This window comes from Clostridium sp. MF28 (assembly GCF_002969175.1).
GTDB lineage: Bacteria > Bacillota > Clostridia > Clostridiales > Clostridiaceae > Clostridium > Clostridium beijerinckii.
Map to the genome: position 1 here is coordinate 394,320 of NZ_CP014331.1, position 22,694 is coordinate 417,013.

Genomic DNA, 22,694 nt, shown 5'->3' on the forward strand with positions numbered 1-22,694 from the left:
TACTATCCCCTTTTCATAGTTGGTGGTATTTCATTTGGATCAACCATAACTTCTATTAGAATTGCTTCCTTATGTAAATTTGAAATTTCTAATGCTTCTTTTAATTCAAGTTCATTGCAGCATCTATATGATTTTACACCAAGTGATTCACCAAATTTTTTACCATCTAATGGTACATTATAATTGGTCCCTACTGTCTTTCCAAAAAACTTTATCATAGCTTTTTCTGGCATATCTAATCTTCCATTATTTATTACTATAAAGGTAACTGGAATATTATAATTTGCTGCTGTTGAAATTTCAGCTCCCTGCATAAAGGTACATCCATCACCAGTTATGCAAACAATTCTAGAATTATAGTTTGCTAGTTGTGCTCCAATTGAGTAACCTATGGCATGTCCCATAGCTCCAAATACGTCATCAAAAAAGAATGTACCTGGTTTTCTGATATTAAAATATCTTATTGCATAAAAAGAATGACTACCATCATCGCCAAAAACGACAGCATCATCTGGTAATACTTTTCTTATTATTTCCATAGCATGAGCAGATGAAAGATACTTATTGTTTTCTTTAATATTATTTTTAAATTCATAAATCTTTTCTAATAAAGTATATTCTTTTCTTCTCTTATCTTTAGCTTTATCTAATACTAGCTGTAGATTAGCTTTGATATCGCCAATAATAGGTAGAGTTTTAACTGGTAATGCTTTTTCTATGAATGTATTATCATAATCTAAATGAACTACTTCTTTAGGATAATTGTCTGGTGATATTCCTACTAAAGACATATCAGATAGTTTACTTCCTATGACTATCATTAAGTCTGTATCTTTCTTAATATATTCACTTGATTTATCTGTACCGCCTAAGCCTAATGCGCCAAGTGATAAAGGATGGTTCTCAAAAAATGTTCCTTTTCCTCCTGGAGTCGTCATAACTGGTATGTCCCAAATTTCAGCTATGTTTTTAACTTCTTCGTAAGCTAGACTTGAATGTACTCCTTTGCCTGCCAATATAACAGGTTTTCTAGCATTATTTAGTTTACTAACAAATTCATCTAATCTCGAGGATATTAGTTTATCCATATTGTTAGGTAAATCAAGTTCAAATTCATCTATTTCTTCATCAAGTATGTCAAGAGGTATTGATAAATGAACTGGCCCTTTGACACCTGAATAAGCTTTTTCTAATGCATGTTTTAATAATATTTGAAACTGATCAGCTCTTTCGACTCTAGCACTAAATTTAGTAACTGATTCAAACATCCTAACTAAATCTGTACCAAAAATTGTTGAATCTTGTCCTATAGCTTTCCCAACATTATGCATAGATTGCTGCCCAGTAATAAATAGTACTGGTACATGGTAAGCTTTAGCCTGTCCTGCAGCAGTTAATGCGTTTGTGCCTCCAGGTCCAGAAGTTACAAGAGCAACACCCAATTTCTTGTTAATTAATGAGTAACCTGCTGCTGCATAACCAGCGCCACTTTCATGTTTACTTAAAATAAAATTAATATCTTGTCTATCCAATTCCATAATCAAAGAAGCAAGAGGTCTTCCTGGTACTCCAAAAACATTATTAATCCCCCATTTCCTAAAATTGGATACTAAAATAGATGCTATGTTTCTCATATGTATCTCTCCTTTTATAATTAATATTAATATTCTAAAAAGTAATTTTAGAATATTAATCATCTTATCTGATGCCCAGCTACACTAACACTTATATGCTTCCTGAATCAAGTTTTACCTTATTCCAAACTAATTGCTGCATAGAATCCCATACGCACAGCTGTACCAACGTTCCCAACTTTTTCACAATCGCCTATAAACCTAGTTTTTGTATAATATTTTGCTTTTATTGCCTCTGCCAGTTTATTGTTCATTACCATGCCCAAGGCATTAATCATACTATCAGCTTTTATAAATTCAGATGAACCATCATGTGTTTCTATATAAACACCGTTACTATCAATTGATGTAACTTTGCTATTTGTATGAATTTTTACTCCAGATTTATAAAGCATAGGTATTAATGATGCTGCATTAGCAAACAAAGCATCCTTTGCAACTGAATCTGACATTTCAATAATCGTAACTTTCTTACCATATTCAGTAGCTAGTTCCAAAGCACTATCACAGCCTGATAAGCCGCCCCCACATATAACAATATTTTCACCTTTTAATAATTCTTTATTTTTATGTACCTCAATTAAATTAATAATATTTAAACCGTCGATACCAGGAATTTGAGGATTAGCTGGAACTGCGCCTGTTCCTACGATGATTTTATCGCACTTTGCTAATATCTCATCAGCAGCAGTAACTTCTGTGTCTAGTTGAATTTTAACATTCAATTTCTTAAGCTGAACACCATACCAATCTATTAATCTGCATAACTTATTCTTAAAAGCAGGTGTCGAAACTGCTGCAATCTGGCCCCCAATTACTTTTTCTTTTTCAAATAGAGTAACCTTATGTCCCTCAATTGCAGCAACACGTGCTGCCTCTAACCCTGCTGGCCCCGCTCCTATAACTACGACATTTTGTGGAATTTTAGTATGCTTAATATTAAAACGCTTTTCATTACAAGCTTGCGGATTTACAGAACAACTTAACTTAGTAAATCTAGCTGCAATACGTCCTATACATCCCTCATTACAGCGAATGCATGGTCTTATATCTTCACGATTACCACACATAAGCTTATTTGGTAGTTCTGGATCTGCTATTAGAGGACGTCCAAACATGACAAGATCAGCATTTCCAGATTCTATTAACCTAACTGCTGTTTCGGGCGTATGATTTCCCGAATTAAGTATTGGAAGATTAACAGCTTTGCGTGTAGGCTCACATAAATATTCCATACATGCATCTCCCAAATATGAAGGTGGAAAAACATATTCAATTGCTTCAGACGATCCTGCATCTATATCTATGGCATCAACTCCTACCTCTTCTAGTAGTTTAATAAGATGCATGCTGTCTTCTATAGTACGCCCACCTTCAAAACGATGATCAAGTGACATACGAAATAATATTGGCATATCTGGTCCAACAGCATTTCTTATTGAACGAACAATTTCCATAGGAAATCGAGCGCGTTTTTCATCTGTTCCACCATACTCATCCTCACGTTTATTCCATATTGGAGACATAAATTGATCTATTAAATCTCCAGCATGTCCATGTATCTCAATCGCATCAAAACCTGCATTTTTAACATTTTTGGCAGAATATGCAAATTTTTTAATAATTTCTTTTATATCGTAATGACTCATAGGCCTACAATTAACTTTTCTATTATATGCTGCTGGTATAGGTGATGCTGACATCGGTGGCTCTCCATATTCGTTTGGAAGTGCATTACGTCCTGTACCACAACATAATTGGGCAGCTATTCTTGCCCCGTATCTTTGCACAGTTTCACAAAGAGTAGTAAGTTTTGGTATTACATACGTATGCTCTAATATACCTGAAAGAGGCCCTTGTGCTATATCATGTGAGATAAACTGAGCGCCCATAATTATAAGTCCAGCTCCGCCTCTTGCACGTTCCTCATAATAATCAATTTCATCATTTGAAATAGTACCATCACTATTGGATGCATTAATTCCTATAGGCGAAAAAACTATTCTATTTTTAACCTCCATGTTTCCAATTTTAAATGGTGTAAATAACTTCTTATAGTCCATAATAACTCTGTCATTCCCTTCTCGATACCTATCAAAATCTATATAGATACATTAAATAAATAACTCAATACTTAAATAGCTCAGTCTATAAAATTTTTTCATATATTACTTTTATAAATATCCCTTTAAAAATAAATATCAGAAAATTCAACATTAATGGCATTTACTAATCCATTATCTGAAGATATAAATGCTCTATTTTCCTCCTCAAATGTAACTTCTTTAATAGGTAGCGTTATTGTGAATTTACTGCCAATTCCTAATTCACTTTCTACCTCAATGCTTCCTTCTAATATTTCTACCAACATCTTTACTAATGCTAAACCAATCCCACTACCTTCTGCCTGTCTTGAAAGATTATTATCAACTTGTCCAAATCGTTCAAAAATCACTTCACGTTTATCTTCTGGAATCCCTACCCCAGTATCAATCACAGCAATTGATACTGTTTTATTCTTCATATTTTCTGTAATCTCAACAGTTATCCTTCCACCTTCTGGTGTGAATTTTATTGCATTTGATAAAAGATTCAAAATTATGCGTTCATATTTTTCATCATCTATTGAAGTATTTATGCTATATGTATTAGTTTTAAATCCAAACATAATCTTTTTTTGATCTGCATATATTTTTATAGATTCTGCAATCAATTGTGTTATAAATACAATATCTATGTTCTTTTGGTTTAATTTAAATTGATCTGCTTTTAACTTGGTAATATCTAACAAGTTATTTACAAGCCTCAACTGCCTGAAAGCATTTCGCTTTATGCTTCCTATTAAGTTTTTGACTGATTGAGGAATCTGATTAATATATACCTGTTCAATCAATTGAATAGCTGAATAAATTACATTTATTGGTGTTTTAAATTCATGAGTAATAAGGGTTATAAATTCATCTTTCATCACAAGGTCTTTTTCTAAAAGCTCCCTTTGCTTTTTTTCCGATTCATATAATAGTTCTTTTTGCTTATTAAGTTTACGATTTTGTTTTCTAAGCAATAGTTCTCGTTCTATGGCATCAACTACAGTAGTTAATGTCATTAGAAAAAATGGATTATGAAGTATAACAGCCGTCATTATACATATAGTTCCAAGTAAATTATCATCATCTGAATAGTGAAATGGTACTCCATAACATGCGCTCTTCTGTAAAGAATTATGATAATGATCCTTTCCTATTATCTGTATTGGATGATTTTGCTTAAGAGTCAAACTAACAACATTTGTTCCCATATCCTCCTCGCGAAATTGAATACCTGGCTTAACTCCAAATTCAAACATTGTTTCTCCTATAGCTTCGTCCCCAAGAATTTCTAATAAATACCCGTTCTCATCAGTAATAGTAACTAATATAGGAGTACCTTCTAAAGATTTAATCATTTTATTGCCAAAAAATTTAACAACATCTAAAACTTCTTTATATATATCTTTCTTTTTAGCTAATTCTAATTCTGATATAGCATTAGGAGACACTCTAGGTTTGTTGGGATCTAATCCTAATTTTCTACACTTCTTTTTTGATTCTATAATATAATCGGCTTCTTGTTCATCTATATCTTGCAACGTATATTGCCTCCTCAAAAGAAAACTTTAGTAATTTATGTATATCGATTCACTTTTTTACATAATTTACCCAACTATTATATCACTAAGTTTCTATTATCGGAATATTTATTCTAATTAATTTCATAATTTACAATTAATTCATATATATTTTATATTTCACGTTTTTAAAATCGCAAAAAAATGTAAAATTGTAACCAATATTACATAAAAATTATTCAAATTAGCAGAAATAATTTTTCAGCTATCTTTACTATTTTCATAATTCATAATAATTGTCTTTTAGAAAATCTTTTAATGCATCTTAACCCTATATCTAATAAAAATTGTTACATTGTTAACTTCTTTTGTTTCTAACTTCTTAACTTTTTTCCTTTTTAAATTGTAAAAAAGTTTTATTTTAAAAAATGTTCGTTCAAAAAAACATTTATTTGTGACTTGCTTTTAAACGCTTTGATTTATCATATAAAAATATTACTATTATTTAACTTAATCCATCAATCACAAATAAAATAAGTGTAAATGCTAATCAATTTCTTAATTAATGGTTGAATATATTAATTTTGTATAATAGTAAAATGAATATTATGTAAATTAATTGATTGTTTTCCATTATAGGGATATAATTAATTGTATGATAAAAAAGACAAACTTAGTCGAATTTAAATATTATTATCTAAGTTTCATATACCAAAGGAACTACAAATAAAGCTAATACCATACTATTCTTGGCTAAGTTCAAAGAACCAAATGTGATAAATGAAATTAAGTCACTTACTCGACTTAACTAAGTTGTAGCAAGCAAAATCAATTTCAAAGGAGACTGAATCTCTGAGGTTGTTAGCTAAGTTTGAAAACCTAAATGTCAACTTCAAAGGAGGCTAACGCACTACGGTTGTTAGCTAAATACGAGTAACCGAATATAGTAAAGGAGGTTAAGTCGCTAAGCAACTTAACTAAGTTCTAAAAACCAAATATCAACTTCAAAGGAGGCTGACATCCTGCGGTTGTCAGCTAAGTTCGAGAAACCAAATGTAAAATTTGGACTCTCACTTATCACTTATCACTTATTACTTATTAAGTATTTAGTTAGGGGGAAAATTATCAATGATAAAGAAAAAAGTTAGTAAATTATTAGGACCAGTTTTTGGAATTATGGGATTTATGTTAACCATGAGTGCATTAGAAATGCCAGCTTTAGCAGCTGATAATGTACAAGCAATTTCTTCTTACACAAGTAGTACAACTTCGGCTGCTGCTACTTATAAAGATTATTCAGTTGATATAAATAAGAGCGTTATTCAAAATGGATTAAAAGTAACATTAGTAAAGGCAACGGTAACAAAGCATAAATTAAATGCAGTAATTAAAGTAGAAAGCATACAACCTTTTGATAAAACTAAAAATGATAATTCGATAATTCAATTACTTTATGGTGAAACTCAACGAGGCGGCGAAAGCATGTCAACTGATTTTATAGATGATAAAACTCTATTAATTACTATAGATCAAGATACTCATGATGAAGAATTTCCTAAAAGCGGTGATTTAAGGCTAGATGTAGTATTTCCAAATTATAAAGTTAACATAGGAATGGATGCAAACGCAGATTTTTCAGGATTATTTAATAATATAATCGAAAAAGATTTATCAACAAAAATTTCTGGGTCTGACAGGACTTTAGATAAATTAGAATCTGATGTTTTAGGAACAACAGTTACTTATAGTGAACCTCAAAAAGACCATGATGATAGGTATATGGATTCTTCAATGATCTTAAAGGTTGGAGATAAAATGTATAAGTTAAGATCCTCTGGAAGCTCTTCAGATGATAAAGTAATAAAAGGAAGATATGAATCAAAGACAGCTACTTATGATATTCTTAAAGACCAAAAAGATATAAGCCTAATACCTTTAACTTGTAATATAACTTGGGACGAATTTAGAAAAACACATGAAAATGGTAATAAAGAAGAAGATACAAATAAAGAAACAACTAATAATGTAACCTATTCAAAATCTTTCGATTTCTCTGATGGAAGTAAAGGGGAAATATATAATATTGAAAGAAATGATAATACTGTAAAAGTATATTGTAAGGGAAGTTCAGAAAAGGCAAGTTTATTAATGGCAAGTAGCATGAGCATGTATTATCATTTTACAGAAGGTCAAGTTTATTACTCTAATTATGATAGCGATAAAAATATGAGTTTCTATAAAGATCCAAATGTTGCTCTTGGATATATCGTAGAGTTTAATAATGTAGAAAAAGATAAGGCATTAGATATAATTTCTAGAGATAATATAGAACAAATAGATAGATATAATCTAGGAAGTGAAATACAAATTTCTAAATAAAATACTGAAATAAAGCAGTAGCTAATCAAGCTACTGCTCTATTCTCCGTTTCACTGTTCTCTTTAACATTAAAACGTATAATGCAATTGCATATCATAAAAAACTGCTTTATCTATATGAATTATTCTGCATGCTTATACAAAATCACACTTTCAATATAATTTATATACCTTCTTAATTCATTTGATTCTTCTCTAGTAATTTCTCCCGATTCATACATATTACGAACTGCTGAACGCTCTATATCCATGGCTTTAATTCTTAGTTCTTCCTTTTGTTTTATGCTTTCCTCATTATATTTAACTACGTTTCCTTTAAATCTATTAATCATGGTTCTGTAATATAGAATTACGTCTTGTGCAGCGTTTGATCCTTCATGACTTCTTAGATATTCCTCTAAGGCTTCAATTGCAGCTTGAAAGGATTTTAATTGAATATCTTTTACTAATTTCAAATTATTTAGCTTGATTTCTTTCCTCTTTTTGAACTTTTTGTAAAAAATCTTCGTTGCTCTCGTTAATTTTCTTACAAGAAACATAGTATCTTGACTAGGATTTCTTAGAAAGACTTCTTCTCTATAATCTAAAGATTTATCAAGTGCTTTAAATACTTGTTCATCAATCTCACTTTTACCCATTAATTCATTAATATATTTTCGTTCTGCCTTTAATGCTATTAATTGTATTTCAACCATTTCTTGATGATTAAAATTTTTCTCGACTGCGCTTGAGGTTTGCTCAAATCTAAGATTTTGAGATATATGTTTATATTCATGAATTAATTCATAAGCTACTGATTCATTTTCATCATTTATTTCTGACTCAACAGCTTTAATACCAGCAAGTAAAAGTTTATTTTTGGCTTCGATTAAGTTTTTATCCCCAATCTGTTTGTCTTCTTCTAATTCACCTTTACATAAAAACGGTAGAAATATTGTTGCGCATATTAATGTGAATAATATTACGCCAGCAGTTAAAAAAAGTATCAGTGAGCGTTCTGGAAATGTATCTCCGTTATCCAAGAAAAAAGGCATTGATAGAACTCCAGCCATTGTAACCGTACCTCTAACACCTGTTAAACTAGTTAATAGCGCTATTTTTACATTAGGCACTTCTATATTTTTACTTTTGCTTAGGCGATATTCATAGAAAGCTGAAATATAAGACCAAATAAAACGAATTGCCAAAATAACAAATCCAATTGCAATAACATATCCAATGGCCTTTAAATTTCCTATATTGGGATCAGCTATTGTTTCACTCATTGATAAGGGAATATTTAATCCTAATAATAAGAATACAATTCCATTTAATACAAATAAAATAATGGACCATATATTTTCTGTAAGTACCTGCTCTTCCGCTATGCTAGTTTCAAATCTTCTGCTGATAAGTGAATGAACAATACCTGCAACCACCACAGCAATTACTCCTGATGCGTGTAAAAATTCCTCAGTGATTATAAATATTACAAATGGAGCTAATATCTGCAGAAGGGAGTGAAAGACAACATCATTTATTCCCTCTTTACGCAAATTAAATCTTATTAATGTCAAGATCAAGGCAAAAATCACACCTAAGACTGCCCCTGCTAAAAATAAATATGAAAAATTTAAAATTGCATCTTTTAATGAGAAATAGCCTGTTACTACAGCAGCTATAGCATAATTAAAGGCTACTATACCTGATGCATCATTTATCAAAGACTCTCCTTTAACAAGATTTAGTACTTTTTCAGGTATATGAATTCTCTTTGCTATACCATTTACAGCCACTGGATCAGTTGGTGATAAAATAGCTGCTAATGCAAAGGCAGCTGCAAGAGGAATTCCTGGTATCATCCAATGAATGAAATATCCTCCACCTATAGTTGTTAATAAAACTAATATTAAAGAATTTCCGAATATTGAACGCCTCATTTTCCATAACTCTTCTCTTGGAAAGTATTTCCCATCATTATATAAAATCGGCGCTACGAATAAGAGAAAAAACCATTCTTCTTCTAATTCAAAAGAAGTATGTTTAAATGCAAATGCAATAATTACACCCAAAACAATTTGTGTCAAAGCTGTAGGTATAGATGGAACATAGTGACTAATAATATTTGAAATCAATAAACATCCCATCAACAATAATATCGTCATTAGTAAATCCACTTCATATCCCCTCCTCTGGTCTATTTTAACTTATATGTTATTACTATTATACATGATAAAATTGCTCAACAATAACATTTTTTTATAAATTAGTATTTTAGGTATGTATCACATTTCTAGTTTGCCCTATAAATATAAAAAAATCACAGGCGACTGTGGTTAAGTTCCGTATTGTGCTTCGCACTCTTTTCATTTAAGTTCCGTATTGTGCTTCGCACTCTTTTCATTTAAGTTCCGTATTGTGCTTCGCACTCTTTTCATATGTGTAGATTTTTTTCACGCATCTGCCTTTTTGAATGCATGTGAGAAAAATCCGCACATCAGAGATAGCAGCTCCGCTGCATATAAGAACATTTTATACAGGCGAATAAGATTTCTTTTTAAAATGCCAAAACTATCCAAGTAACCTTTTTTAAGTTGCCCACAGATCTTACTGGAATATAAATACCTAAAGAATAAAAAACTTACTAGCTTTTTAGAAGCTAATAAGTTCTATTTTCTAGAAGAAATTTAATAAAAACTGTTAGAGCGCTTTTACTGATCTTAATACCTATTCTTTGCTAAATAGTAAAGAGTCCTTACACCAACTCCTGTACCACCTTTAGAACAATAGCTACTTTCCTTTTCAGTCCATGCTGTACCTGCAATATCTAAATGTAACCAAGGCTTATTTTGTACAAATTCGCCTATAAATAATCCAGCAGTAATAGTACCTGCATGCCTGCCTCCAGTATTTTTTAAATCTGCTATATCGGACTTAATAAGTTTTTTATAATCATCAAAGTCAGGTAATCTCCAAACTTTTTCATCAGCTTTAAGTGATGCGCTTTCTAACTCTTTATAAAACTCATCGTTATTAGATACTACAGCTGTTGTAGTAACTCCAAGTGCAACTAAGGCAGCTCCTGTTAATGTAGCTAAATCTATAACCTTATTAACTTTTTCCTTTTCAATTATATAATGTACCGCATCTATAAGAGTAAGTCTTCCTTCTGCATCTGTATTTAAAACTTCAATGTATTTACCAGCCATAGAACCAATTATATCTCCTGGTTTATATGCTTTGCCAGATATTAAATTTTCACATGCAGCAATTACTCCTACAACATTTATCTTTAGCTTTTTCTTTGCTATAGCACTTATTGCTCCAATAACTGATGCAGCTCCACCCATGTCTGATTTCATTGAATCCATGCTGCTAGTTGGCTTGATAGAATATCCACCTGAATCATAAGTGACTCCCTTTCCAACTAGACCTAATATGTCGTCCTTTTTGCTTTCATCTCCAAAATATCTCATTACAATAAGTCTAGGAGGAAGTTCTGATCCTTTAGCTACTGATAGGAAAGATTCCATTCCAAGTTCATTAATTTTCTTTTCATCGAATACTTCAACTTCAAATCCATATTTGTTTCCAGAGCCAATAACCTTTTCTGCAAGAGTTTCTGGATATAGTACATTAGCTGGTTCATTAACTAAATCCCTTGCAAATTTAGTTGTTTCAACAAGTATCAAAGCTTCATCTATATATTCATCTATTGAGTTTGGCTTTCCATTTTCATCAGTACAGATACTTACTTCAATTTCCGAATTTTCATTAGCTTCAGTCTTGTATTTGTCAAATCTATATTCTCCAAAACCAATTCCTTCAACCATAGACTTCGTAATATCTTCAACTGATAACTTCTTATTAGATGTCATATTTAATGCTATTTTTTTAGCTTTTAATTCAATTGCCTTTTTTATTGCCTTTCCAAAAGAACCTCTTATAATTTCTGTTGTCAACTCATCCTTGCTTCCAAGTCCAATAAATATTATGTCTTGAACTCCACTTTCAACTACATTGGTAGCCACACATATTTCTCCAGCATTACCTTTAAATTTATTGCTTTCTTTAAAATGCTTATATATCACTGTAAGCTTTTCATCTTGCAAATCTTTATTTTCACTATAAACCGGAAGCATAACCAAGTCAGCTTCATTATCTTTAATTGTATTAATTTTAAATTCCATACTATTCCCTCCATTTATAAAAATTAGTTTATATTCATAATTTTATATCTACTGTTCACTGCGTGTACAAACACTAGAAATATTTCATTCCTTTATAGTTTATTATTTCAATCATAAACTCTTTATATGTTATCTATATTGAAATAATAAATCTGAACTAAATGCTTACTTAAGCCTGGAATGTAGAAACTTGATTCCAACATGCGTATTAAAATTGTAAACAGTATAGATATAATTTGTTTAAGCCTTAACATCTATCATTAATGTTACGCTTTTATTGTAGTTATTATACCATATAATACGAATATGAATACTTTTTTCCATCTTTATACTTTTGATTCTTTTCAAACCAATTGAAAATCATATTATATAAGTTATAACTTCAAATAGTGTATGTCAGCGACGGACTTAACAAAATTATAATTTACTACAAGATAAAGCTATTTTTATTATACTTTCTGAAATCTTTGCCTTAATAGGTAGTTTTCAAATAATGAAAAGCACTGCACTAAATATATCGATTTAGCACAATGCTTACATATTAAAAATAGTTTTATTCAATTATACTGTTGAGCTTTAAAGAATCACGCTTACTTGCTTTTGTCATCAATATAGAACTTTTCATCGTCATTTATCTTTTTATCTAGATAAATTAAATATTCTCAAAACCTCTTCTACAGAATTAGTTCTATTCATTTCATCTATAAAATCATCTTGTTCTATTATTTTCATTAATTCCTTCAAAGCCTTCATGTGACTTTTATTATCTATTACTGACATAGTTATTATTACCTTTACCGGATCATTTTCAAGGTTTCCAAATTTAATTGGATATTTTAATGTCATAATACTAAAGCCAATTTTATATACTCCATCTTCTGGCCTTGCATGAGGCATTGCTATTCCTGGTAAAATAACTATATACGAGCCCAATTTTTCAACATTATTTATCATAGCATCAATATAAGAGTCATTTATGCAACTGTTTCTTTTAAGGATTTGTCCACCTTTTACTATTGCATCTTTCCAGTTTTCTGCTTCTTCATTTAGTTTAATGTATTTATCATTTATTATTTCACTTAATGAAGGCTGAATTATTTCTTTGTATGAACTTAAGCATGTCACTATTTCTTTTTCTAAATTTGAGTAGTTATTTATTATGCAGTTCTTATCAACTATATTTAGTATATTTTTTATGACACTTCTTTTTGATTCCAAATTCATATTATAATATTCATCATCTTCATTAAAACATTCAGAAAAACTTTCTTCACTTTCAGACTCTTTCTTATTTTCAATATCATCAAGTGCTTGTGAATATTTTGAAAAGAATAAGCTTAACTCACTGATATTTTTTTCTGTCAAAAATGGACTTACTAAAATACATCTTATACCTATTATATTAATTGGGATTGTTGTTATAATTAAATCTATAGGTTCTCTTTTTGCTATCTTTTCAATATCGTGGCTTGAAACTGTATCTATTATGTTTATGTCAAATATGGATTTAAGCTTTATTGATACAAATTTTGATGTCCCAGCTCCAGTAGCGCATACCACTAAAACTCTAGACTTTATCTTGTTTAAATTCTTTATCCTCTCTAAAGATGCCATAAAGTGCAAAGTTATATAGCCAATTTCTTCTTTGCTTATTTCTGCATTTAAATCCTTTTCCAAAAATATCAGACTTTCTTCTACTAAAGTAAAAACTTCCTTATATTTATATATAATTTCATCAAGAAGAGGATTATTTATACTGACTTCATGTTTTAATCTATAAATCATTGGTCTTATATGCTGAATTAATCCTTCTAAAAGATGCTCATCCGCTTCAAAATTATACTTTGTCCTTTTTCCAACTTCACTTATCAATGTAGCGGAAATAAGCTGTATATATACTAGATCATCATTTTTTTCTTCTTTTAACATTACGTTACTTCCAAGAAGATGTATTGTCATATACCCAATTTCACTTTTTGGTATTTTTATATCATATCTATTCTCCAGCATTCTTGCCATTGCAGAAGCTATAGAAAATTCACAAGTTTTACTTAAATTTTTAAGCTCATTATCATCCATCACAATATCTTTAGCAAGTTCAATCCTCTTTATGGCAATTGCAATATGAATTAATAAATTGTTAAATGAATAATCAGATAATGTACTTTCCAATTGATCTTCTGCAGTCTTTATTACATTACCAATAAATTCTATATCCATATCCTTAAATAACTTTTTAAAATTAACACCAATCAAATCTGAGTCAGCTACATTTTCAAGCATAAGATTCGAAACAACTTTTCTAAGATCTTTCTCATCTCCAATAGCTTTTATTCCTTTGGATTTTTCACTTTGAAGCTTTATATTATTACCTTCAAGTAATTTTCTTACTTCTTTAAGGTCATTATTAATAGTTCCCCTGCTGACGAACATATTTTCAGCCAGGCTGTTTATTGTTAGATAGCTATTTTTTTCTAATAACTTATAGATTATATAAATTATTCTTTCCTTTTGAGACATAACATAATCATAGCTGTTTATGGATTCCATTAAGTTTAAAAGTCTCTTATTCTCATCTTGCCTTAAATCTATTGATATTCCCTCATTAGGTTTCCTAACTAATGGTTTTAAATTTATTTCTTTTAAATATTCATCTATTCTATCTAAATCATATCTTATACTTCTAGAACTTATTTTAAACTTAAGAGCAATATCCTTTATAGTTATAGGTACACTGCTGTTTGCTATGAGTTTTAGTATATCTGAACACCTGCTATTTAGCATATTATACACCTGCTTTTAATAAGATCACTCACTTTTTTATGACTATGAAAGAAAATAACTGCCCTAAATATACCATCGACTTGCTATTCCTTTGATAATACCTTAAATATTCATTAACTTAAGCAAATGAGTTGAAAGCTTAATTTACTTTCAACCCACTAATATTATTTATATTGAAGAGAAAGGATATTATGTCATTAAGATAAATTCCTTTAATTTATTAGAAATATCAATCTAAATTATTAATTGCTTTTGATTTAGTTTTTATGAAATTAGGAACAATTAAAACTACTAGTAATATAACAACAATAGCTATAATACCAAATTTTCCTACTAATTCTGATGCTTTACCAAGTATAATACCTAAAACTCCAAAATCAAAATCACCAAAAGTTGTGTTTTGGAATCCTAATGAACCAAGTACAGGTAAAAGTAATGCTGGTGCAAAAGTAATCAAAAGCCCGTTTACAAATGAACCTACTATAGCGCCTTTACGACCACCAGTTGCATTACCAAATATTCCAGCAGTTGCTCCACAGAAAAAGTGAGGTACTAGTCCTGGAATTATCAATACTCCTCCGGCAAATCCTAAAAGAATCATGCCAATAACACCACCAATGAAAGAAGATACAAATCCTATAACAACAGCTGTAGGTGCATAAGTAAAGAACACTGCACAGTCAACAGCTGGAACAGCATCAGGGATAATTCTAGTTGCAATACCTTGGAATGCTGGAATAAGATCACCAAGAATCATTCTAACACCACTGTAAACAATTGTTACTCCAACTGCAAATTTTAATCCTGCCATAAGAGCAAATAATATAGGTGAAGTACCATCTGAAATAGTTGCTACAAAAGTTGGACCTGCCGCTATTGCTGCAATTAAATAAAATATCATCATTGTTAATGCAGTAGAAATAGTTGTATCTCTTAAAAATCCCCATTTCTCTGGTATTTCAATTTTTTCAGTACTTTCTTCAGTTTTTCCTACCTTAGATCCTACCCATGCTGAAATATAGTACGCTAAACTACCAAAGTGACCTAGTGCAATATCGTCACCATCAGTTACTTTTCTAGTAAATCTTTGTCCTATCGCAGGAGATATTGAACTCCATGCTCCAAGTAAGAATCCACCGAATAATATTAATTCAGTTCCGCTCATACCTGTTGTCCCAAGAACAGCTGATAAAAGGCAAGCCATGAAAAAACTATGATGACCTGTTAAAAAGACATATTTAAATTTTGTAAATCTTGCTATCAATAAATTAATTAAAAGTCCTACAATTAAAATTGTCATTGTCTCTACGCCTAATACTTTTTGTGCAACAGAAACAATAGCTTCATTATTTGGAACAACTCCATTTATATGAAATCCCTCTTGTATCATTTTTCCAAGAGGATCTAGGTTAGAGGTAATAAAATCTGCTCCAGCGCCAAGCATCAAGTAACCAAGTATAGGTTTTAAAGTTCCCGTCATAATTTTATGACCAGGTTTCTTAAGTGCAATAAGTCCAACGAATGACATAATTCCCATTAATAAAGCCGGCTGTTTCAATACGTCTCTAAAAAACTCAAGAACTGACATATACTTACCCCCTATTTATTTAATTCCATATACTTCTTTTTAATAACTTCCAAAACATCTTCTGTTATCTTCTTTTTATTTATATAACTTCTCACTACTGCAACATCTCTATTATCAAACTGCTGAGCAAGTTCCTTGACAGTAATTATCAAATCTGCCTTCTTCCCTTGTGCAGAATTAAAATCAGTTGATTCAACATTAGCTTTTATATTATTTTCCCTGCAGATTTCCTCAATCTTCATAGCTAACATTAAACTGCTTCCAATTCCATTGCCACAAACCGTTAATATTTCCATTTTTCTATCTCCTTTATAATATTACTAAAAATCCTTTAAGCTAATTTAAAAGCTTTTTGAATTAATATAACTAAGAACATCTTCTTTTGAAGATGAATTTCTTACAATGCTTAAAAATTCATTATCCTCAATAAGTGTCATAAGTTCGGCCAAGGCTTTTAAATGCGAAGTCTTATCTATTGCACATATAAAAATCAATATATCAACAGGATCATATTCTTCATTACCGAATTCTATAGGCTTCTTAAGTTTTATAAGCCCCATACCAATTTTCTTGGCTCCATCTTCTGGTCTTGCATGCGGCATAGCTATTCCCTTTTCAATAACAATGTATTGTCCCATATTTTTTACTGTATTTATCATTGCATCAGTATATTTTGCTTCGGTATTTCCATTCTTAACAAATAGACTTCCACAAAATCTTATAGCATCTATCCAATCATTTACTTCAACATTTAATTCAATTGTTTCTTTATTAAATAACTTTTCAATCATAGCCTTGCCACCTTCCTTAATGCTACAAAATAGAAAATCCTAAACTTGATGCATCCTTATAAAAACTTCGTACAGTTTCCAAAGAATATTCGTATAAATCTTTTCCCATAGTAGGGAGTTTCTTTAATATATCATTAGTTACAGTAATTATTTCACAACCACATTCATCTGCTTCAACAATATTGTATAATTCCCTACAGCTTGCCCATAAAAGCTCTACACCTTTATTGACTTCACATAGCTTGCTGCTAGTCATCATAAGCTTAATTGGATTAGTTCCAGCATCTGCTATTCTTCCTGCAAATACAGACACAATACTCTTAACTTCTGGATTTAATGAAGTTACCACATCTTTTACCTGATCCAAAGTGAAAATTGCAGTAACATTAAGATGGTATCCTTTTTCCGATAACTTTTTAATTAGCGGAATTGAAGATTCTCCCTTAGTGTTCATGATAGGTATCTTTACATAAACGTTTTCACCTAGTTCGGATAAAACGTCTGCCTCCCTTTCCATAGTCTCGAAATCATCTGAGAAAACTTCGAAAGATACTGGTAAATCTTTAATTTCCTCTAAAACATTTTTGGCAAATTTCTTATAATCATCAATTCCTGCCTTTTTCATAAGCGAGGGATTTGTAGTAAAGCCTTTAACAATACCTCCCTTATAAACCTCCAACATTTCATTTAAATTTGCCCCATCTGCAAATATTTTAATATTTAAATCCCTAAAATCCATTTATCTCCTCCATCAAATTACTTGTTTTACTTTATAACCCAATTATATATTCCAAGTAACCACCAGTAAAGCTCAATATATTTCATTTCGATTGTGGCAATTTTGTAGTTTTTAATAATCTATTTTCATAAGCTTGTCTCATTTGGTAGTGATATAATAATTATTATATGAAGCTATAATCTAATGGATAATATGATTTTTCAAAATTTATATAATGAAGTAAATTAAAAACTATATAGAAAAGAGGAATATATTTGGAAGTAGTAAATGCAACCCACAAAAGTATCGATATTTTTTCAAAGGTTTTAAATAACTCTGCCACATGGCTTAATTCTATTAATCAGCCAATGTGGAAGTATGAAGATATAACAAGTGAGGAATTGCTAAAGAAATATAGTATTGATGATATGAAATTATGCTACGAAAACGGAACCTTAATTGGAGTATATATTTTGCAATGGTATGATCCTCTATTTTGGGCAAACTTACAGAAGAATGAATCTGGAATAATGCACAAGTTAGCTGTTTGTAGAGAAAGTGTGAAAAAGGGATATGGACACAAACTGATACAATCTGCTGAATTAATTTGCAAAGAGCATAATGTAAAATGGTTAAGGTTGAATTGTGGTACATTTAGAGATAGGCTGAGAAACTTTTACGAAAGCAATGGTTTTAAGATGGTAGACAGAGTATTTATTGATAATAGAGATCAAATTAGATATGAAAAATTTCTAAATCTATAAAAAATAAGAATATGCTTAAATATCCTTATCTATAATTAAATGACTCTAAATTTAGATAAACATTATATATTTATCTATGAAAATACTTGAATATTTATAATTATGTTGTGTATAACTATTGTACTATAGGGAGGTGACGCAATGACATATATTTCAATTGATTTATTAATTGCAGCTGCATTTGTAATTATGAGTGTATTATTTATAAAATCCAATGGGAAATGTTGTTATTTTATTTCAGGATATAACCTTGCATCTCCAGAAGAAAGAAAAAACTATGACGAAGTAAAGATCTGTAACTACTTTGGAAAAACAATTTTCATATGGTCAATTTTCTTTATCATAAGAGCTCTTGTGGATTACTTCTATCATGGAACTGAAATGAAACTTGCATTCTTACTTTTAATAATTGCCCTAGTATATCACATTTATATACGCTATAAGAAATTTGATGAAAAATTTAAGATATAAAATATTCTATATGGATACTTAATTTAGACCTGAATCTATGCATATAGATCACCGAAACAATGATTATGATGTTGTTCCGGTTTCTAATGAAACATTTCACAAAAGCATAATTCTTATTTCTAGTTTAGATATATTTCAGAGTATTAACTATATAGATAAACAAATTTACAAGTTTTCTAAGACTTTAAGTTCATATTTTCACTAGAAACCATAAATATATTTGTGGAGAAAACATTTGAAAATGAAGCTGTTAAAGGTTTTTAGCTGTAGGTTGTTCCATTTTAGCTTGTCAAACTGAAAGTTGGAGCATGCTAAAGTGGATACAACCTGCTGCTTAGAACCTTCAGCGATATTTTCATAGTTTTTCGGAATCAAAATATTTATGATTTCGGTGGTTTATAAACTTAAAGCTTTTTCATCTTATCCTTAATCAAGCTAACATAACTTCCAAGCACCGCAAGAGTTTTCACCACTTCATCCAGATCAAAATTCAAAGAGTGTCTTTTCATTTTTAGAGCTTCCTCCAGCTTAAAAAGCATAGATGCTCCTTCCTTTAATCCAAATTTATCACAACTTACTGCGAGTCTATTAACTTCTCTTAAAGTGCCGTCTAAAGTTACACTTACTCCACTTAATAAAATTCCATCCAAAAGCATTTCTATGTCATCAACCATAATTTTCAAGTCTTGATTATTTTCCATAAAATCACATCCTTTATGTAATTGAATTAAATAAACTACCGTATACATATTGATAGCTATATTACCTATCTTTTCTGTAAGATAAGAAGACAAGGCAAGCTAACTCAATTACTATCTACATAGTCAAATTCACTAATGTACCATTTTTATAATAAGCTGTTATAGGGACTGCAGTAAGTCCAGTTTCGTTAAGGTATACTTTAGTCAAGAGCATAAACGGATAGTTTTTCATTCTTTCCATTCTCTCCAGCTTTTCTATAAGACTTTTATTATTAATAGAATACTTAACCTTAATGGTTACACATTCTTCTTTTTCATCATATAATGGCATTTTGAATAGCTGCTGTATTTTATCAAAGCTGCTTTCTCCAAACTTTAATGGCTTTATAAGAAATAAATTATAATTTTCTTCTCTTTCATTAAAATATAATCCTGAGTTATTAGAAACTGCTGAAAATAAATCCTTCCAAGAATTAAAGGTCTTGTCCTTAAGATAAATACTTTGAATATCTGTGGTACCTATAATTTCCCCTTTGCTATTTTCACTAGAAGATAACCTAAAATCTCCATTTATTTTTCCATTAATAAGCTTTACTCTAGCTTTAGAGAAGCTTTCTATATCAGAAGCAATCCCCCAAGGACAGCTTTCTCTGCTATAGCTGTTTTTATTGTTGTAGGATGAATTTCTAGATATAGTGTAAGTAAACCATTTGTTAAAGCCTTCTACTGTAAAATAAAATGTAGTTCCTTCATAGCCTGACTCTGTTATCCACTTGCTAGCTCCTACTGCTGCAAGTTCTATAGGAGGAATTTCATAATAAGAACTTTTATGCTCTCCCATTAATTCTCCTAAAGTTTTTTCGTCGCTGTAATTTTCCATAGCCATAGTTAATATATAAATACTTTGTAGCAAATACCTAAAACTTTCTACAGAAAAAGAAGCATTTTTATTAATATATAATCTAAGTTTTCCTTGAAGTGCTTTTATCTTCTTCTCAATACTTGGAATATCGCTATTATGACAAATAATTGATACTTGTTCCAACTTATCTAAAAAGCTTTCAGGAATTCTTGCAAGACCTGTAAAATATATTTCCTCTAGAGTTTTTCTAACTTCTTTTATACAGCTTTCTAAAGTTTCCTTACTTACAATTTTATCCTTAGCAATTAAATAAATAACTTCTTCTTTCTTTAACGTACCTTTGTAAAGACCATAGTGAATTACTGCCTCTGCCTTATGTCTACAAAGCGCTTTACTCTTGCAGCTGCACAAAGCATTATTAACTATACTGCTATCCTTTATGGATATATCTTTCTTTTTTTCGCCATTCACAGAAATAAACTTTATAGTTTCTTCTCCTGCAAATTCCACCTGAAGAAGAGCATCTTCTTTTATATCTGCTCTTAATCCAAACTCCATTCTCTTAACAATATTTCCAAATTCTCTGTCACCCAAAGCAGTTTTTATACTCTTTAAGTTTATATTTAAAAGTTCTGAATAATCTGGACTAAATTCTTCATGTTGTTTTGATATTTCCATTTCTTCACTAGAATCCCCATTTAAAGGAGAGGACTCTCCAAAGATTTCTTCTATATGATTTTTTATATATAAATAACTCATTACAGCATGCTTACAAATACTCCTTGATGGACAGCTGCACTTAAAGGCTTGGATATCTTCATTTACGCTGCATGAATTTCCATCTGGCAGTTCACATTTTATAGATGCTTCTTCCACTGTAATTTTAACACCAGCACCAGAGCTTAAATCCTTTGAAGCTCTATTAAATATACCTTTATTAGTAACTCCAATAAGATACTCATCATTAATAGAAAGAATATACGATTCTAACTTACTTAAGAAATTATCTTTGCTATCCATTTCGCTAACCCTCCTGGCGTCATTGCTGCAACATCTGCTCCAAGTGCAGTCATTTTAGCTGCAGCCTTCTTATCATAGAAGCCATTCGCCTTATCATCCAAAGCTGTAAGAATTATAAGCTTAGCTCCAGTTTCAATTATTGCCTTAGCCCTTGCATACATTATGTTGTAATTATAACCGTCATAAAGATCGGTCACCATTACCACCATAGTTCTTAAAGGACTTTCTACTAATTTTTCTGCATAACTTAAAGCCTTTCCTATATTAGTCCCTCCTCCCAGCTGAACACTCATAAGTGTTTGAACTGCATCATCCACATAAGAAGTTAAGTCCACTATTTCTGTATCAAAAATAAAAAGGCTGGTTTTTAACATAGGGAGCTTTGAAAATATGCCTGCCATTATAGCACTGTGAATGACAGAAGAGAGCATACTGCCACTTTCATCTACAGCAACAACTATGTTCCAAGGATTATATTTTCTTACTCTGCCATAAAAATAAACTTTATCTACAATTATTCTCTCTTCTTCTTTATCATAATTTTTTAAATTAGCTCTTATAGTTCTTTTAAAATCAATGTTTCTAGCAGATTTCACAGCACTTCTTTTGTTTCTGTCCACTTTTCCCATAATAGTAAGCTTTACTTCATTTTCAAGACTTTTAGTTATTTCATCGACTACCTTTTTAACTATTTTTCTTGCAGTATCTAAAACTTCGCCCTTCATTAAATGTTTCATCTGCAATATATTTTTTAAAAGCTCTGCATTAGGCTCCATGGCCTCTAGCACTTTTTTATCTGTTAAAAGCTCCTTCATGTTATACTTTTCTAGAGCATGCTTTTCTAATATTTCCACTGTTTCTTTAGGAAATAAGCTTCTAACCTTTGTTATCCAAGAAGGCACTGTAAACTTAGAGCTTCCTCTTCCTCCTCTTGGGTCATCTACTCTTATTCCTCTTTCTTCATCATAATCCCTATCATATAAGAACTCTAGCAAATCACTAAGCTCTGAGTAATTGCTGCTATCTTCCGAAAAGCCTATTCTATCCTCTGCAAACTTTCCAAGTACTAATCGCCATCTATTTAAACCAATTAAATCTTCATTCATACCTTACCCTTTCTCTTTTAAAGTAAAACTTACACTTAGCAAATATTATTTCACATCATATAACTGTTAACTCAAACCAATTCCCACAATATAAGTTATTT

Annotated in this window: 16 protein-coding genes; 3 read left to right on the forward strand and 13 right to left on the reverse strand. The window is 30.5% G+C overall.

The genetic code is table 11. The features are described 5' to 3' along the window. Positions 1 to 2 precede the first annotated feature (2 nt). From AXY43_RS01640 to AXY43_RS01650, 3 genes are all read right to left on the reverse strand, one after another. Positions 3 to 1,634 (reverse strand): thiamine pyrophosphate-binding protein, encoded by a 1,632-nt coding sequence (locus AXY43_RS01640; RefSeq protein ID WP_105410843.1) that lies wholly within the window; start codon positions 1,632 to 1,634, stop codon positions 3 to 5. Between the two features lie 119 nt (positions 1,635 to 1,753). Further along, positions 1,754 to 3,697, reverse strand: a complete 1,944-nt coding sequence (locus AXY43_RS01645) for an NAD(P)/FAD-dependent oxidoreductase (RefSeq protein ID WP_023975422.1) — start codon at positions 3,695 to 3,697, stop codon at positions 1,754 to 1,756. A 125-nt stretch (positions 3,698 to 3,822) separates the two neighbouring features. Next, entirely contained in the window at positions 3,823 to 5,262 is a 1,440-nt protein-coding gene (locus tag AXY43_RS01650; protein ID WP_105410844.1) for an ATP-binding protein, read from the reverse strand. Between the two features lie 1,107 nt (positions 5,263 to 6,369). On the opposite strand from AXY43_RS01650, the gene AXY43_RS01655 reads away from it, so the two are divergent. Continuing rightward, a complete protein-coding gene (locus tag AXY43_RS01655; protein WP_105410845.1) occupies positions 6,370 to 7,620 on the forward strand; it encodes a hypothetical protein in 1,251 nt (416 codons plus the stop codon). A gap of 121 nt (positions 7,621 to 7,741) precedes the next feature. Here the strand turns inward: AXY43_RS01655 and AXY43_RS01660 are convergent, their stop codons facing one another. The 7 genes from AXY43_RS01660 to AXY43_RS01690 all read right to left on the reverse strand — a co-directional run bounded on the left by AXY43_RS01660 (position 7,742) and on the right by AXY43_RS01690 (position 17,690). Continuing rightward, complete coding sequence (locus AXY43_RS01660; RefSeq protein ID WP_105410846.1) at positions 7,742 to 9,775, reverse strand: Na+/H+ antiporter; 2,034 nt, start codon at positions 9,773 to 9,775, stop codon at positions 7,742 to 7,744. Between the two features lie 543 nt (positions 9,776 to 10,318). Beyond that, entirely contained in the window at positions 10,319 to 11,788 is a 1,470-nt protein-coding gene (locus AXY43_RS01665) for a leucyl aminopeptidase (protein WP_105410847.1), read from the reverse strand. Between the two features lie 639 nt (positions 11,789 to 12,427). Then, positions 12,428 to 14,572 carry a BglG family transcription antiterminator gene (locus AXY43_RS01670; RefSeq protein ID WP_105410848.1) on the reverse strand — a complete coding sequence of 715 codons (2,145 nt, stop codon included), beginning with the start codon at positions 14,570 to 14,572 and terminating at the stop codon, positions 12,428 to 12,430. Between the two features lie 229 nt (positions 14,573 to 14,801). Further along, positions 14,802 to 16,160 carry a PTS ascorbate transporter subunit IIC gene (locus AXY43_RS01675; RefSeq protein ID WP_105410849.1) on the reverse strand — a complete coding sequence of 453 codons (1,359 nt, stop codon included), beginning with the start codon at positions 16,158 to 16,160 and terminating at the stop codon, positions 14,802 to 14,804. A gap of 11 nt (positions 16,161 to 16,171) precedes the next feature. Continuing rightward, positions 16,172 to 16,456 (reverse strand): PTS sugar transporter subunit IIB, encoded by a 285-nt coding sequence (locus AXY43_RS01680; protein ID WP_039768568.1) that lies wholly within the window; start codon positions 16,454 to 16,456, stop codon positions 16,172 to 16,174. 45 nt (positions 16,457 to 16,501) lie between these two features. Next, positions 16,502 to 16,951 (reverse strand): PTS sugar transporter subunit IIA, encoded by a 450-nt coding sequence (locus tag AXY43_RS01685; protein ID WP_012058947.1) that lies wholly within the window; start codon positions 16,949 to 16,951, stop codon positions 16,502 to 16,504. A gap of 22 nt (positions 16,952 to 16,973) precedes the next feature. Next, positions 16,974 to 17,690: a transaldolase gene (locus AXY43_RS01690; RefSeq protein WP_105410850.1), complete on the reverse strand. Its 717-nt coding sequence runs from the start codon at positions 17,688 to 17,690 to the stop codon at positions 16,974 to 16,976. A 254-nt stretch (positions 17,691 to 17,944) separates the two neighbouring features. On the opposite strand from AXY43_RS01690, the gene AXY43_RS01695 reads away from it, so the two are divergent. Both AXY43_RS01695 and AXY43_RS01700 read left to right on the forward strand, forming a co-directional pair. Then, positions 17,945 to 18,433, forward strand: coding sequence for a GNAT family N-acetyltransferase (locus tag AXY43_RS01695; RefSeq protein ID WP_105410851.1), 489 nt, complete (start codon positions 17,945 to 17,947; stop codon positions 18,431 to 18,433). A gap of 141 nt (positions 18,434 to 18,574) precedes the next feature. Next, entirely contained in the window at positions 18,575 to 18,904 is a 330-nt protein-coding gene (locus AXY43_RS01700) for a DUF3784 domain-containing protein (RefSeq protein WP_023975434.1), read from the forward strand. A gap of 404 nt (positions 18,905 to 19,308) precedes the next feature. Here AXY43_RS01700 and AXY43_RS01705 read toward each other — a convergent pair whose 3' ends face one another. From AXY43_RS01705 to AXY43_RS01715, 3 genes are all read right to left on the reverse strand, one after another. Continuing rightward, positions 19,309 to 19,605 carry a hypothetical protein gene (locus AXY43_RS01705; protein WP_038457616.1) on the reverse strand — a complete coding sequence of 99 codons (297 nt, stop codon included), beginning with the start codon at positions 19,603 to 19,605 and terminating at the stop codon, positions 19,309 to 19,311. Positions 19,606 to 19,720: 115 nt separating this feature from the next. Next, entirely contained in the window at positions 19,721 to 21,487 is a 1,767-nt protein-coding gene (locus tag AXY43_RS01710) for an SWIM zinc finger family protein (RefSeq protein WP_105410852.1), read from the reverse strand. Next, positions 21,463 to 22,593 (reverse strand): VWA domain-containing protein, encoded by a 1,131-nt coding sequence (locus AXY43_RS01715; RefSeq protein ID WP_105410853.1) that lies wholly within the window; start codon positions 22,591 to 22,593, stop codon positions 21,463 to 21,465. Before AXY43_RS01715 ends, AXY43_RS01710 begins: the two co-directional genes overlap by 25 nt. Between the last annotated feature and the right edge of the window lie 101 nt (positions 22,594 to 22,694).

What these genes read in the sequence shown, in the direction of transcription:
- AXY43_RS01700 (WP_023975434.1), top strand. Translation starts at nt 18,575, where the DNA reads ATGACATATATTTCAATTGATTTATTAATTGCAGCTGCATTTGTAATT.
- AXY43_RS01685 (WP_012058947.1), bottom strand. Translation starts at nt 16,951, where the DNA reads ATGATTGAAAAGTTATTTAATAAAGAAACAATTGAATTAAATGTTGAA.
- AXY43_RS01690 (WP_105410850.1), bottom strand. Translation starts at nt 17,690, where the DNA reads ATGGATTTTAGGGATTTAAATATTAAAATATTTGCAGATGGGGCAAAT.
- AXY43_RS01645 (WP_023975422.1), bottom strand. Translation starts at nt 3,697, where the DNA reads ATGGACTATAAGAAGTTATTTACACCATTTAAAATTGGAAACATGGAG.
- AXY43_RS01665 (WP_105410847.1), bottom strand. Translation starts at nt 11,788, where the DNA reads ATGGAATTTAAAATTAATACAATTAAAGATAATGAAGCTGACTTGGTT.
- AXY43_RS01675 (WP_105410849.1), bottom strand. Translation starts at nt 16,160, where the DNA reads ATGTCAGTTCTTGAGTTTTTTAGAGACGTATTGAAACAGCCGGCTTTA.
- AXY43_RS01640 (WP_105410843.1), bottom strand. Translation starts at nt 1,634, where the DNA reads ATGAGAAACATAGCATCTATTTTAGTATCCAATTTTAGGAAATGGGGG.
- AXY43_RS01715 (WP_105410853.1), bottom strand. Translation starts at nt 22,593, where the DNA reads ATGAATGAAGATTTAATTGGTTTAAATAGATGGCGATTAGTACTTGGA.
- AXY43_RS01705 (WP_038457616.1), bottom strand. Translation starts at nt 19,605, where the DNA reads ATGGAAAATAATCAAGACTTGAAAATTATGGTTGATGACATAGAAATG.
- AXY43_RS01710 (WP_105410852.1), bottom strand. Translation starts at nt 21,487, where the DNA reads ATGGATAGCAAAGATAATTTCTTAAGTAAGTTAGAATCGTATATTCTT.
- AXY43_RS01655 (WP_105410845.1), top strand. Translation starts at nt 6,370, where the DNA reads ATGATAAAGAAAAAAGTTAGTAAATTATTAGGACCAGTTTTTGGAATT.
- AXY43_RS01680 (WP_039768568.1), bottom strand. Translation starts at nt 16,456, where the DNA reads ATGGAAATATTAACGGTTTGTGGCAATGGAATTGGAAGCAGTTTAATG.
- AXY43_RS01670 (WP_105410848.1), bottom strand. Translation starts at nt 14,572, where the DNA reads ATGCTAAATAGCAGGTGTTCAGATATACTAAAACTCATAGCAAACAGC.